A 14,022-nucleotide genomic window follows, 5' to 3' on the forward strand; every position below is an offset into this window, starting at 1 on the left:
GTCTTTACGGCGTGGGGGTTCGAGTCCCTTCACCCGCATTATAAAAAAGATTTGCGGAAGTAGTTCAGTGGTAGAACACCACCTTGCCAAGGTGGGGGTCGCGGGTTCGAATCCCGTCTTCCGCTCCAACCATCCACGCCGGGGTGGTGGAATTGGCAGACACACAGGACTTAAAATCCTGCGGTAGGTGACTACCGTGCCGGTTCAAGTCCGGCCCTCGGCATTGACATATGCGCCCGTAGCTCAATTGGATAGAGCGTTTGACTACGGATCAAAAGGTTAGGGGTTCGACTCCTCTCGGGCGCGCCATTATGTGTAACGGGAAGTAGCTCAGCTTGGTAGAGCACATGGTTTGGGACCATGGGGTCGCAGGTTCGAATCCTGTCTTCCCGACCATTCTTTGGGGCCTTAGCTCAGCTGGGAGAGCGCCTGCTTTGCACGCAGGAGGTCAGCGGTTCGATCCCGCTAGGCTCCACCATTTATTTTCAAAAAAGCACTTGACTATTTATCTTAAAAGAGATATAATAATAGAGTTGCTTTAATAATGATCTTTGAAAACTAAACAAGACAAAACGTACCTGTTAATTCATTAAATAAATCGCACATGCGAATGTGCGTAGTCATTATCAAACTTCATGGAGAGTTTGATCCTGGCTCAGGACGAACGCTGGCGGCGTGCCTAATACATGCAAGTCGAGCGGACAGATGGGAGCTTGCTCCCTGATGTCAGCGGCGGACGGGTGAGTAACACGTGGGTAACCTGCCTGTAAGACTGGGATAACTCCGGGAAACCGGGGCTAATACCGGATGCTTGATTGAACCGCATGGTTCAATTATAAAAGGTGGCTTTTAGCTACCACTTACAGATGGACCCGCGGCGCATTAGCTAGTTGGTGAGGTAACGGCTCACCAAGGCAACGATGCGTAGCCGACCTGAGAGGGTGATCGGCCACACTGGGACTGAGACACGGCCCAGACTCCTACGGGAGGCAGCAGTAGGGAATCTTCCGCAATGGACGAAAGTCTGACGGAGCAACGCCGCGTGAGTGATGAAGGTTTTCGGATCGTAAAACTCTGTTGTTAGGGAAGAACAAGTACCGTTCGAATAGGGCGGTACCTTGACGGTACCTAACCAGAAAGCCACGGCTAACTACGTGCCAGCAGCCGCGGTAATACGTAGGTGGCAAGCGTTGTCCGGAATTATTGGGCGTAAAGCGCGCGCAGGCGGTTTCTTAAGTCTGATGTGAAAGCCCCCGGCTCAACCGGGGAGGGTCATTGGAAACTGGGGAACTTGAGTGCAGAAGAGGAGAGTGGAATTCCACGTGTAGCGGTGAAATGCGTAGAGATGTGGAGGAACACCAGTGGCGAAGGCGACTCTCTGGTCTGTAACTGACGCTGAGGCGCGAAAGCGTGGGGAGCGAACAGGATTAGATACCCTGGTAGTCCACGCCGTAAACGATGAGTGCTAAGTGTTAGAGGGTTTCCGCCCTTTAGTGCTGCAGCAAACGCATTAAGCACTCCGCCTGGGGAGTACGGTCGCAAGACTGAAACTCAAAGGAATTGACGGGGGCCCGCACAAGCGGTGGAGCATGTGGTTTAATTCGAAGCAACGCGAAGAACCTTACCAGGTCTTGACATCCTCTGACAACCCTAGAGATAGGGCTTCCCCTTCGGGGGCAGAGTGACAGGTGGTGCATGGTTGTCGTCAGCTCGTGTCGTGAGATGTTGGGTTAAGTCCCGCAACGAGCGCAACCCTTGATCTTAGTTGCCAGCATTCAGTTGGGCACTCTAAGGTGACTGCCGGTGACAAACCGGAGGAAGGTGGGGATGACGTCAAATCATCATGCCCCTTATGACCTGGGCTACACACGTGCTACAATGGGCAGAACAAAGGGCAGCGAAGCCGCGAGGCTAAGCCAATCCCACAAATCTGTTCTCAGTTCGGATCGCAGTCTGCAACTCGACTGCGTGAAGCTGGAATCGCTAGTAATCGCGGATCAGCATGCCGCGGTGAATACGTTCCCGGGCCTTGTACACACCGCCCGTCACACCACGAGAGTTTGTAACACCCGAAGTCGGTGAGGTAACCTTTTGGAGCCAGCCGCCGAAGGTGGGACAGATGATTGGGGTGAAGTCGTAACAAGGTAGCCGTATCGGAAGGTGCGGCTGGATCACCTCCTTTCTAAGGATATTATACGGAATATAAGACCTTGCGGTCTTATAGACAGGTGCGTTTAGATCTTGTTTAGTTTTGAAGGATCATTCCTTCAGACATAGGAGCACCTGCTAAATGCGCCACATCCTGTGGCAACGCATGTGTTAGCACCTCCTGTGCGTTGTTCTTTGAAAACTAGATAACAGTAGACATCACATTCAATTAGTAAGCAAGATATCACGTAGTGATTCTTTTTAACGGTTAAGTTAGAAAGGGCGCACGGTGGATGCCTTGGCACTAGGAGCCGATGAAGGACGGGACGAACACCGATATGCTTCGGGGAGCTGTAAGCAAGCTTTGATCCGGAGATTTCCGAATGGGGAAACCCACTGCTCGTAATGGAGCAGTATCCATATCTGAATTCATAGGATATGAGAAGGCAGACCCGGGGAACTGAAACATCTAAGTACCCGGAGGAAGAGAAAGCAAATGCGATTCCCTGAGTAGCGGCGAGCGAAACGGGAACAGCCCAAACCAAGAGGCTTGCCTCTTGGGGTTGTAGGACACTCTGTACGGAGTTACAAAAGAACGAGGTAGATGAAGAGGTCTGGAAAGGCCCGCCATAGGAGGTAACAGCCCTGTAGTCAAAACTTCGTTCTCTCCTGAGTGGATCCTGAGTACGGCGGAACACGTGAAATTCCGTCGGAATCCGGGAGGACCATCTCCCAAGGCTAAATACTCCCTAGTGACCGATAGTGAACCAGTACCGTGAGGGAAAGGTGAAAAGCACCCCGGAAGGGGAGTGAAAGAGATCCTGAAACCGTGTGCCTACAAGTAGTCAGAGCCCGTTAACGGGTGATGGCGTGCCTTTTGTAGAATGAACCGGCGAGTTACGATCCCGTGCAAGGTTAAGTTTGAAAAGACGGAGCCGCAGCGAAAGCGAGTCTGAATAGGGCGCATGAGTACGTGGTCGTAGACCCGAAACCAGGTGATCTACCCATGTCCAGGGTGAAGTTCAGGTAACACTGAATGGAGGCCCGAACCCACGCACGTTGAAAAGTGCGGGGATGAGGTGTGGGTAGGGGTGAAATGCCAATCGAACCTGGAGATAGCTGGTTCTCTCCGAAATAGCTTTAGGGCTAGCCTCAAGGTAAGAGTCTTGGAGGTAGAGCACTGATTGGACTAGGGGCCCCTACCGGGTTACCGAATTCAGTCAAACTCCGAATGCCAAAGACTTATCCTTGGGAGTCAGACTGCGAGTGATAAGATCCGTAGTCGAAAGGGAAACAGCCCAGACCGCCAGCTAAGGTCCCAAAGTATACGTTAAGTGGAAAAGGATGTGGAGTTGCTTAGACAACCAGGATGTTGGCTTAGAAGCAGCCACCATTTAAAGAGTGCGTAATAGCTCACTGGTCGAGTGACTCTGCGCCGAAAATGTACCGGGGCTAAACGTATCACCGAAGCTGCGGACTGTTCTTACGAACAGTGGTAGGAGAGCGTTCTAAGGGCTGTGAAGCGAGACCGGAAGGACTCGTGGAGCGCTTAGAAGTGAGAATGCCGGTATGAGTAGCGAAAGAGGGGTGAGAATCCCCTCCACCGAATGCCTAAGGTTTCCTGAGGAAGGCTCGTCCGCTCAGGGTTAGTCGGGACCTAAGCCGAGGCCGAAAGGCGTAGGCGATGGACAACAGGTTGATATTCCTGTACCACCTCCTCACCATTTGAGCAATGGGGGGACGCAGGAGGATAGGGTAAGCGCGGTATTGGATATCCGCGTCCAAGCAGTTAGGCTGGGAAATAGGCAAATCCGTTTCCCATAAGGCTGAGCTGTGATGGCGAGCGAAATATAGTAGCGAAGTTCCTGATTCCACACTGCCAAGAAAAGCCTCTAGCGAGGTGAGAGGTGCCCGTACCGCAAACCGACACAGGTAGGCGAGGAGAGAATCCTAAGGTGATCGAGAGAACTCTCGTTAAGGAACTCGGCAAAATGACCCCGTAACTTCGGGAGAAGGGGTGCTCTGTTAGGGTGCAAGCCCGAGAGAGCCGCAGTGAATAGGCCCAGGCGACTGTTTAGCAAAAACACAGGTCTCTGCGAAGCCGTAAGGCGAAGTATAGGGGCTGACGCCTGCCCGGTGCTGGAAGGTTAAGAGGAGCGCTTAGCGTAAGCGAAGGTGCGAATTGAAGCCCCAGTAAACGGCGGCCGTAACTATAACGGTCCTAAGGTAGCGAAATTCCTTGTCGGGTAAGTTCCGACCCGCACGAAAGGCGCAACGATCTGGGCACTGTCTCAACGAGAGACTCGGTGAAATTATAGTACCTGTGAAGATGCAGGTTACCCGCGACAGGACGGAAAGACCCCGTGGAGCTTTACTGCAGCCTGATATTGAATGTTGGTACAGCTTGTACAGGATAGGTAGGAGCCTTGGAAACCGGAGCGCCAGCTTCGGTGGAGGCATCGGTGGGATACTACCCTGGCTGTATTGACCTTCTAACCCGCCGCCCTTATCGGGCGGGGAGACAGTGTCAGGTGGGCAGTTTGACTGGGGCGGTCGCCTCCTAAAAGGTAACGGAGGCGCCCAAAGGTTCCCTCAGAATGGTTGGAAATCATTCGCAGAGTGTAAAGGCACAAGGGAGCTTGACTGCGAGACCTACAAGTCGAGCAGGGACGAAAGTCGGGCTTAGTGATCCGGTGGTTCCGCATGGAAGGGCCATCGCTCAACGGATAAAAGCTACCCCGGGGATAACAGGCTTATCTCCCCCAAGAGTCCACATCGACGGGGAGGTTTGGCACCTCGATGTCGGCTCATCGCATCCTGGGGCTGTAGTCGGTCCCAAGGGTTGGGCTGTTCGCCCATTAAAGCGGTACGCGAGCTGGGTTCAGAACGTCGTGAGACAGTTCGGTCCCTATCCGTCGCGGGCGCAGGAAATTTGAGAGGAGCTGTCCTTAGTACGAGAGGACCGGGATGGACGCACCGCTGGTGTACCAGTTGTTCTGCCAAGGGCATCGCTGGGTAGCTATGTGCGGACGGGATAAGTGCTGAAAGCATCTAAGCATGAAGCCCCCCTCAAGATGAGATTTCCCATTCCGCAAGGAAGTAAGATCCCTGAAAGATGATCAGGTTGATAGGTCTGAGGTGGAAGTGTGGCGACACATGGAGCTGACAGATACTAATCGATCGAGGACTTAACCTAAATGTTTGTGAATCGTCTGACCGTTATCTAGTTTTGAGAGAACACCTCTCATACATAGTTTGGTGGCGATAGCGAAGAGGTCACACCCGTTCCCATGCCGAACACGGAAGTTAAGCTCTTCAGCGCCGATGGTAGTTGGGGGATTCCCCCTGTGAGAGTAGGACGCCGCCAAGCGATTAAAAAGACCAGCTTATATAAGCTGGTCTTTTTTCTTGTTCCCTAAGGTTTTACGATAGCCAAAAGTGGAAATAATAAAGGACGAAGAGCAATTAGTTGAAAAAAAAGCGAAAACCACTTATAGTAAAGTTAAAGTCAAATATAGTCAAAGTCAAGTGAAGGAGGGGGCTGAGTGGGGAAAAATATTTCTGACATAATCGAACAGTATTTGAAACAAATATTAGAACAGAACGGGAAAGAAATATTAGAGATTAAACGGAGCGAAATAGCCGATAAATTTCAGTGTGTTCCTTCTCAGATCAATTACGTGATCAATACGCGTTTTACGAGTGAGCGCGGATACATCGTCGAAAGCAAAAGAGGCGGCGGCGGTTATATCCGAATTATTAAAATTAAAATGAACGATAAAATTGATTTGATTGACAACATTATGAATCATATCTATACAAGGCTCTCCCAGGCTGCTTCAGACGATATCATTTTAAGGCTTTTAGAAAATGGTGTCATTACAAAAAGTGAAGCAAAATTGATGGTGAGTGTCATGGATCGTTCTGTATTATATATTGATTTGCCTGAACGAGACGAATTAAGAGCAAGAATGATGAAAGCCATGCTTACGTCACTTAAATTTAAGTAAAGCGGGTGAGAAGCGTGATATGTCAAGAGTGTAAAGAAAGACCAGCAACTTTTCACTTTACGAAAGTCATTAATGGCGAAAAAAAAGAAATGCATATCTGTGAACAATGTGCGAAAGAAAACAGTGAGTCATATTCTATGAATGAAAGTGGCGGATTTTCCATCCATAATTTGTTATCCGGACTGCTGAATTTTGACTCGTCTTTTACTAACAGCAGTGAGGCTCAGCTTTTTCAACAGCCGGACCAGGTTCTGAGATGCAAAAAATGCAATATGACATTCCCGGAATTTCGAAAAACAGGCCGATTTGGATGTTCGGAATGTTATAAAACCTTCCATTCCTATATCACTCCGGTTTTAAGGAAAGTTCACAGCGGGAACACGGTCCATGCCGGTAAAATACCAAAGCGGATCGGCGGTAACCTGCATGTAAGAAGACAAATTGAAGCATTGAAAAAAGAGCTGAAAGAATTAATTCAGCAGGAGGAATTTGAAAAAGCAGCCAACATTAGAGACCAGATCAGGTCGCTTGAACAAAACCTGAATGCAAACAAGGAGGAGGAGGACTGATGTCACTGCAGCATTTTATTCAGAATGCTTTAAGCAATTGGATGCGGCAGGAAGGCCCTGAAAGTGACATCGTGCTTAGCAGCCGGATCCGTCTTGCTCGCAACTTGGATAAAGTTCGTTTTCCAACGCTTTTTTCAAACGAAGAGGCTTCAGCGATTATTACATTGTTTGAAGAACAATTCACAGGCTATGAAGTTCCAAGTATTGGGAAATTCGAGCTTGTGAAAATGGATCAGGTCCAGCCTTTGGAAAAAAGGGTTCTTGTAGAAAAACATCTGATCAGTCCGCATTTGACGGAAGCTTCCTTTGGCGCATGCCTTCTTTCTGAAAATGAAGAAGTGAGTATTATGCTGAATGAGGAAGATCATATTCGCATTCAATGTCTGTTCCCGGGATTTCAGCTTTCAGAAGCATTAAAAGCAGCAAATCAGGTGGACGATTGGATTGAAGAACGGATTGACTATGCTTTTTCAGAACAAAGAGGCTACTTAACCAGCTGTCCTACAAATGTCGGAACCGGGCTTAGAGCTTCTGTCATGATGCACCTTCCTGCTTTAGTGTTAACTAGGCAAATAAACAGAATTATTCCGGCAATTAATCAATTGGGCCTTGTTGTTAGAGGAATTTACGGTGAAGGCAGCGAAGCATTAGGGAATATCTTTCAAATTTCCAACCAAATTACCCTCGGTAAATCGGAACACGACATTGTCGAAGATCTGAACAGCGTCGTTGCTCAGTTGATCGAACAAGAGCGTTCAGCAAGAAAGGCGCTTTATCAGACTTCGCAAATCGAGCTTGAAGACCGCGTCTACAGATCTTACGGCGTACTGTCCAATTGCCGGATGATCGAATCGAAAGAAACAGCAAGATGTCTTTCAGACGTTCGTCTTGGAATTGACCTGGGGATAATAAAAGGTCTTTCCAGCAATATACTTAATGAGTTGATGATCCTCACGCAGCCTGGATTTCTCCAGCAATATTCAGGAGGAGTCTTAAGACCAAACGAGAGGGACATCAGGCGGGCTGCTCTTATCAGGGAGCGTCTGAAATTAGAAAACAACGGCAATAGACAGGAGGATGAAACGATATGATGTTTGGAAGATTCACAGAAAGAGCACAAAAAGTATTGGCGCTTGCTCAAGAAGAAGCTCTGCGTCTGGGCCATAATAACATTGGAACAGAACATATTCTCCTCGGCCTTGTCCGCGAGGGAGAAGGGATTGCTGCAAAGGCGCTGCAGGCATTGGGACTCAGCCCTGACAAGATTCAAAAAGAAGTTGAAAGCCTCATTGGCCGAGGGCAAGAGATGTCACAATCGATCCATTACACACCGAGAGCCAAAAAAGTGACTGAACTGGCGATGGATGAAGCAAGAAAGCTTGGTCACTCCTACGTTGGAACTGAACACATCCTCCTCGGCTTAATCCGAGAAGGGGAAGGTGTTGCGGCAAGGGTGCTGAATAATTTAGGCGTCAGCTTAAACAAAGCGAGACAGCAAGTATTGCAGCTGTTGGGCAGCAATGAGAGCGGTGGCGCTGCTTCAGGCGCCAACAGCAATGCCAACACACCAACCTTAGACAGTCTTGCCAGGGATCTCACGGCGATTGCAAAAGAAGACAGCCTTGACCCCGTAATCGGCAGAAGCAAAGAAATTCAGCGCGTAATTGAAGTGCTGAGCCGCAGAACGAAAAACAACCCTGTGTTAATCGGGGAGCCCGGTGTCGGTAAGACAGCGATTGCCGAAGGCCTCGCCCAGCAGATCATCAATAACGAAGTACCGGAGATTCTCCGCGATAAGCGAGTTATGACGCTTGATATGGGAACGGTTGTCGCCGGTACGAAATACCGCGGTGAATTTGAAGACCGCCTGAAAAAAGTGATGGACGAAATTCGTCAAGCGGGAAATATCATCCTCTTTATCGATGAGCTGCATACTCTCATCGGAGCCGGGGGAGCGGAAGGGGCCATCGATGCCTCCAATATCCTTAAACCGTCTTTGGCGCGCGGAGAGCTGCAATGTATCGGAGCGACAACCCTTGATGAATACCGCAAATACATTGAAAAAGATGCTGCACTCGAACGGCGTTTTCAGCCGATTCAGGTTGACCAGCCGTCTCCTGAAGAGAGCATTCAAATATTGAGAGGTCTCAGAGACCGCTATGAAGCCCACCACCGCGTATCGATTACGGATGAAGCGATTGAAGCGGCTGTGAAGCTGTCAGACCGGTATATTTCGGACCGTTTTCTGCCTGACAAGGCGATCGACTTAATCGATGAAGCCGGTTCAAAGGTTCGCCTGCGTTCATTTACAACGCCTCCGAACTTAAAAGAGCTTGAACAAAAGCTTGATGAAGTAAGGAAAGAAAAAGATGCCGCTGTCCAAAGCCAGGAATTCGAAAAAGCAGCGTCATTACGGGATACGGAGCAGCGCCTGCGCGAACAGGTCGAAGAAACCAAGAAAACCTGGAAAGAAAAGCAGGGACAGGAAAATTCAGAAGTGACCGTCGACGATATTGCAATGGTTGTTTCAAGCTGGACCGGAGTGCCGGTTTCGAAAATTGCGCAGACTGAAACAGACAAATTACTGAACATGGAGAGCATTCTTCATTCCCGCGTTATCGGCCAAGATGAGGCTGTCGTTGCGGTTGCCAAAGCAGTCAGACGCGCGCGTGCCGGCTTAAAAGATCCAAAACGTCCTATCGGTTCTTTTATTTTCCTCGGCCCTACAGGCGTAGGAAAAACGGAGCTTGCCCGTGCACTTGCCGAGTCCATTTTCGGCGATGAAGAAGCCATGATTCGCATCGATATGTCCGAGTATATGGAAAAACATTCAACATCAAGACTCGTCGGTTCCCCTCCGGGATATGTCGGCTATGATGAAGGCGGACAGCTCACTGAAAAAGTGAGAAGAAAACCGTATTCCGTCGTCTTGCTTGACGAAATCGAAAAAGCGCACCCTGATGTCTTCAATATTTTGCTGCAAGTGCTTGAAGACGGTCGCCTGACTGATTCAAAAGGGCGCACGGTCGACTTTAGAAATACGATTTTGATCATGACATCAAACGTCGGTGCGAGCGAACTGAGAAGAAATAAATACGTCGGGTTTAATGTGCAGGATGAAACCCAGAATTATAAAGATATGAAAGACAAAGTCATGGGCGAATTAAAACGCGCCTTCAGACCTGAATTTATCAACCGGATTGATGAGATTATCGTCTTCCACTCTTTGGAGAAAAAACATTTGAAAGATATTGTATCCCTCATGTCAGAACAATTAACTAAGCGTCTGAAAGAACAGGATCTGTCAATTGAGCTGACTGAAGCGGCTAAAGAAAAAATTGCCGATGAAGGCGTGGATCTCGAATACGGGGCGCGCCCTCTCAGAAGAGCAATCCAAAAACACGTGGAGGACCGGCTGTCTGAAGAGCTCCTGAAAGGCCATATTGAAAAAGGCCAGCATATTGTTTTGGATGTAGAAGGCGGAGAATTTGTCGTAAAAACCGAAGCTAAAACGAACTAATATAGAGACAAAAGAAAGAGGCATACGATGTTCATCAGTATGCCTCACTTTCTTATAAAGGGAGCGTTTTGAAAAATCAATGGCTAAAACAAAGACTAAATTCATTTGTCACTCATGCGGTTACGAATCCGCCAAGTGGATGGGGAAGTGCCCCGGATGCGGCACATGGAATACCATGGTGGAAGAAACGATAAAAAAACCCGCCGCCAACAGAAGAACCGCTTTTTCACATTCCGTTCAAACGGTGCAAAAGCCTTCACCTCTCACTTCAATCGAAACAACAGAAGAGCCGCGAATTAAAACGAAACTGGGCGAATTCAACCGCGTCTTGGGAAACGGTATTGTCAAAGGTTCACTCGTTTTAATCGGAGGCGATCCCGGCATCGGGAAATCAACCTTGCTGCTTCAAGTATCTGCCCAGCTCGCTGATTCAAAAGAAAATGTCCTGTACATCTCAGGTGAAGAATCGGTCAAGCAGACAAAGCTGAGAGCAGACCGTCTAGGCATCAACAGTCCCACTCTTCACGTTTTATCTGAAACCGATATGGAGTATATTACGTCTTCTATAGAAGAGATGAATCCATCATTCGTGGTGGTTGATTCGATTCAAACCGTTTACCAAAGTGATATTACATCTGCTCCAGGCAGCGTGTCCCAGGTCAGGGAATGCACCGCTGAGCTGATGAGAATTGCAAAAACAAAAGGGATTCCGATATTTATCGTCGGGCATGTCACAAAAGAAGGTTCGATTGCCGGACCGAGACTTCTGGAACATATGGTCGACACCGTCCTTTATTTTGAAGGTGAGCGGCATCATACATTTCGGATTTTAAGAGCCGTCAAAAACCGGTTTGGATCAACGAATGAAATGGGAATCTTTGAAATGAGGGAAGAGGGCCTGACAGAAGTGCTGAATCCGTCGGAGATCTTTCTCGAAGAGCGCTCGGCTGGAGCAGCCGGCTCGAGTGTCGTGGCTTCAATGGAAGGCACGAGGCCGGTCTTAGTAGAGATTCAGGCGCTGATTTCCCCGACGAGTTTTGGAAATCCGCGCAGGATGGCAACCGGAATTGATCATAACCGCGTCTCATTGCTGATGGCGGTTTTAGAAAAAAGGGTGGGGCTGCTGCTGCAAAATCAAGACGCCTATTTAAAAGTCGCCGGCGGCGTCAAGCTGGACGAGCCGGCGATCGACCTCGCCGTTGCGGTGAGCATCGCCTCAAGCTTCAGAGACACCCCGCCTCATCCGACGGATTGTTTTATCGGCGAAGTCGGCTTGACAGGGGAAGTCCGCAGAGTATCAAGGATAGAACAGAGGGTGCAGGAAGCGGCGAAGCTTGGTTTTAAAAGAATGATTATTCCTTCTGCAAATGTGGAAGGATGGACAAAGCCGAAAGGAATTGAAGTCGTCGGCGTTGAAAATGTAGCTGAGGCCCTTCGAGCTTCATTAGGAGGATCATAATATATGGAAAAAGACAAAAAAGGAGCGAAACAGGATCTTTCAGAAATATTGCAGTTTGTCGCCCCCGGCACACCTCTTCGCGAGGGAATCGAAAACGTCCTTCGGGCCAAAACAGGCGGATTAATCGTGGTCGGCTTCAATGATAAAGTGAAAGAAGTGGTTGACGGAGGGTTCCACATTAATTCTTCTTTCTCTCCGGCTCATCTGTACGAGCTGGCTAAAATGGACGGGGCGATTATTCTCAGCGATTCAGGGCAGAAAATTCTATATGCCAATACGCAGCTTATGCCTGAGGCGACGATACCATCCTCTGAGACGGGCATGAGGCACAGAACGGCCGAGCGTGTGGCCAAGCAGACCGGCTGTCTGATCATTGCAATTTCTGAAAGGCGGAATGTGATTACGCTCTATCAGGAAAATATGAAATATATACTCAAAGATATCGGCTTTATCTTAACAAAAGCCAATCAGGCGATTCAGACACTCGAAAAATACAAACTCATTTTGGACCATGCGATTTCCAATTTGAATGCGCTGGAGTTTGAAGAGCTTGTGACATTTGGGGATGTCATCTCTGTTCTGCATCGATATGAAATGGTGCTCAGAATCAAAAATGAAATTAATATGTATATTAAAGAGCTTGGAACAGAAGGCCATCTCATCAGGCTCCAGGTTAGTGAACTGATCACTGATATGGAGCAGGAAGCGGCGCTGTTCGTTAAAGATTATGTGAAAGAAAAAATCAAAGACCCGTTTGTCTTGCTGAAGCAGCTACAGGATATGTCGAGTTTCGAATTGCTGGATGACTCGATTCTCCTTAAGCTTTTAGGCTATTCAGCAACTACGAATATGGAGGAATACGTTTTCCCGAGAGGCTACAGGCTCCTTCACAAAATCCCCCGTCTCCCGATGCCGATCGTAGAAAATGTTGTCGAAGCATTCGGCCATTTAAAGCTCATTATCGAAGCGGATGTAAAAGAATTGGATGAAGTGGAAGGAATTGGGGCGGTCCGTGCCCAAAAGATAAAGAAAGGGTTAAAGAGACTTCAGGAGAAACATTATACTGACAGGCAGCTGTGAGAAAAATTTCTAAAAGTGATTAAAATTTGCAATTTATGGGTATATTATTCTTACTTTTTGTTTTCCCTTTTTCCGGTTGAAACAGCTGCATTCATAAAAATTAAAACGATTATTTTAAAGGAGGTGAAGGTATGTTGAAACGAATAGTTCAAGCGTTCTTTGCGATTTTGGGAGGCGTTATCGGTATTTTTCTCATACCGGAATTGTTTGTGCTGTTAAATGTACAGGACATACCTTTAGTAACAAACCCGTATGCGTCCGCTTGTTTAGGAGCTATCATCTTTTTTCTTCTGGGCATCTGGTGTGCGGATCATGTCATCAACTGGGTGAAACAAATTGAGGATTCCTTGATCAAAGCACCTGTCTCAGATTTATTGTTCGGCTCTTTGGGATTAATCTTCGGACTTATGCTCGCTTATCTTATCGTCAATGTCATTCCGTTAAAAGACATCCCTTATCAGTTGATCAGCACGGTCATTCCGATTGTGTTGGCCGCATTTCTCGGCTATCTCGGATTCCGTGTAGGTTTCAAGAAAAAGGATGAAATGCTGACACTTTTCACATCGAGAAAGAAAAAAGGTTCTGCTGAGGAAGAGCGTCCTGAAGAAGACAAAAAGCTGAAAATTTTAGACACAAGTGTTATTATAGATGGGAGAATTGCTGATATTTGTCAGACCGGATTTCTTGAAGGCGTCATTGTGATTCCTCAGTTTGTGCTTGAGGAGCTGCAGCATATCGCCGACTCTTCAGACGTCCTCAAACGAAACAGAGGACGGAGAGGACTGGATATTTTAAATCGGATCCAGAAAGAGCTCGATATCAAAGTTGAAATTTATGAAGGCGATTTTGAAGATATTCAAGAGGTCGACAGCAAGCTTGTCAAACTGGCGAAATTGACCTCAGGCGTTGTCGTTACCAACGATTTCAATTTGAACAAAGTATGCGAGCTCCAAAAGGTTGCCGTATTGAACATCAACGACCTTGCCAACGCCGTCAAACCTGTCGTGCTTCCGGGAGAAGAAATGAAGGTGCAGGTCATCAAAGACGGGAAAGAACATAATCAGGGCGTGGCTTATCTGGACGACGGCACGATGATTGTTGTGGAAGAAGGGCGGAATTATATCGGCAAACATATCGACGTGCTCGTGACCAGCGTGCTGCAGACAGCGGCTGGCAGAATGATATTCGCCAAGCCAAAACTGCTGGAAAAGGCGCTTTGAAAAAGGGAGAAATAAA

The 14,022-nt window shown here is 48.0% G+C and carries 7 protein-coding genes, 6 tRNA genes and 3 rRNA genes (1 of these 16 running past the window's edge); all 16 read left to right on the forward strand.

Annotation, left to right across the window (positions count from 1 at the left end; genetic code table 11):
- A tRNA-Leu gene (locus MHH76_RS00535) sits at positions 1–38 on the forward strand (it extends 45 nt beyond the left edge of the window).
- 15 nt (positions 39–53) lie between these two features.
- Positions 54–128, forward strand: a tRNA-Gly gene (locus tag MHH76_RS00540).
- Between the two features lie 9 nt (positions 129–137).
- Positions 138–223: transfer RNA gene (locus MHH76_RS00545), tRNA-Leu, on the forward strand.
- 9 nt (positions 224–232) lie between these two features.
- Positions 233–309: transfer RNA gene (locus MHH76_RS00550), tRNA-Arg, on the forward strand.
- 10 nt (positions 310–319) lie between these two features.
- Positions 320–396, forward strand: a tRNA-Pro gene (locus MHH76_RS00555).
- Between the two features lie 6 nt (positions 397–402).
- Positions 403–478 (forward strand) — tRNA-Ala (locus MHH76_RS00560).
- 154 nt (positions 479–632) lie between these two features.
- Positions 633–2,182 (forward strand): 16S ribosomal RNA (locus MHH76_RS00565).
- Between the two features lie 232 nt (positions 2,183–2,414).
- Positions 2,415–5,344, forward strand: a 23S ribosomal RNA gene (locus MHH76_RS00570).
- Positions 5,345–5,402: 58 nt separating this feature from the next.
- A 5S ribosomal RNA gene (rrf, locus tag MHH76_RS00575) occupies positions 5,403–5,518 on the forward strand.
- Together the 16S, 23S and 5S rRNA genes with 6 tRNA genes alongside form the textbook arrangement of a ribosomal RNA operon.
- A 175-nt stretch (positions 5,519–5,693) precedes the next feature.
- Positions 5,694–6,158 carry a CtsR family transcriptional regulator gene (locus tag MHH76_RS00580; protein ID WP_020449835.1) on the forward strand — a complete coding sequence of 155 codons (465 nt, stop codon included), beginning with the start codon at positions 5,694–5,696 and terminating at the stop codon, positions 6,156–6,158.
- 14 nt (positions 6,159–6,172) lie between these two features.
- Positions 6,173–6,727 (forward strand): UvrB/UvrC motif-containing protein, encoded by a 555-nt coding sequence (locus MHH76_RS00585; RefSeq protein ID WP_003178271.1) that lies wholly within the window; start codon positions 6,173–6,175, stop codon positions 6,725–6,727.
- Positions 6,727–7,818 carry a protein arginine kinase gene (locus MHH76_RS00590; protein WP_020449837.1) on the forward strand — a complete coding sequence of 364 codons (1,092 nt, stop codon included), beginning with the start codon at positions 6,727–6,729 and terminating at the stop codon, positions 7,816–7,818. Before MHH76_RS00585 ends, MHH76_RS00590 begins: the two co-directional genes overlap by 1 nt.
- Positions 7,815–10,247: an ATP-dependent protease ATP-binding subunit ClpC gene (clpC, locus tag MHH76_RS00595; protein WP_020449838.1), complete on the forward strand. Its 2,433-nt coding sequence runs from the start codon at positions 7,815–7,817 to the stop codon at positions 10,245–10,247. The genes MHH76_RS00590 and clpC overlap by 4 nt, the downstream gene beginning before the upstream one ends.
- 79 nt (positions 10,248–10,326) lie before the next feature.
- Positions 10,327–11,706, forward strand: coding sequence for a DNA repair protein RadA (radA, locus tag MHH76_RS00600; RefSeq protein WP_020449839.1), 1,380 nt, complete (start codon positions 10,327–10,329; stop codon positions 11,704–11,706).
- A 3-nt stretch (positions 11,707–11,709) separates the two neighbouring features.
- Positions 11,710–12,786: a DNA integrity scanning diadenylate cyclase DisA gene (disA, locus tag MHH76_RS00605; RefSeq protein WP_020449840.1), complete on the forward strand. Its 1,077-nt coding sequence runs from the start codon at positions 11,710–11,712 to the stop codon at positions 12,784–12,786.
- A 131-nt stretch (positions 12,787–12,917) separates the two neighbouring features.
- Entirely contained in the window at positions 12,918–14,006 is a 1,089-nt protein-coding gene (locus MHH76_RS00610; RefSeq protein WP_009330350.1) for a PIN/TRAM domain-containing protein, read from the forward strand.
- Positions 14,007–14,022 lie beyond the last annotated feature (16 nt).

Origin of the sequence: Bacillus sp. FSL L8-0193 (genome assembly GCF_037976065.1) — a bacterium.
GTDB lineage: Bacteria > Bacillota > Bacilli > Bacillales > Bacillaceae > Bacillus > Bacillus paralicheniformis.